Source organism: Variovorax sp. 01N429, from assembly GCF_056399425.1.
In genome coordinates, this window is sequence record NZ_JBFTRG010000193.1 from 1 (window position 1) to 392 (window position 392).

A 392-nucleotide genomic window follows, 5' to 3' on the forward strand; every position below is an offset into this window, starting at 1 on the left:
CGCCCAGGCAGGGAGACGTACCGATGACCAGTCAGCCCCGTCCCCGCGTGGTGCTCGGCGTGTCCGGCGGCATCGCCGCCTACAAGGCGTGCGACGTGCTGCGCCGGTTCACCGAGTCCGGGCACGAGGTGCGCGTGGTGCCGACCGCGGCCGCGCTCAAGTTCGTCGGCGCCCCGACGTGGGCCGCGTTGTCCGGGCAGCCGGTCGCCACCGAGGTGTGGAACGACGTCCACGAAGTGCCGCACGTCCGCATCGGGCAGAACGCCGACCTGGTGATCGTCGCGCCCGCCACCGCCGACGTCCTCGCCAAGGCCGCGCACGGCATTGCCGACGACCTGCTGACCAACACGCTCCTGACCGCCCGCTGTCCCGTCGTGTTCGCGCCCGCGATG

Annotated in this window: 1 protein-coding gene; it reads left to right on the plus strand. The window is 73.0% G+C overall.

The window, feature by feature from the left end; all coding sequences use genetic code 11:
* Positions 1-23: 23 nt before the first annotated feature.
* Positions 24-392 (plus strand): flavoprotein (locus AC1DSF_RS31210; protein WP_478184181.1); only part of this gene is annotated, 369 nt, incomplete at its 3' end.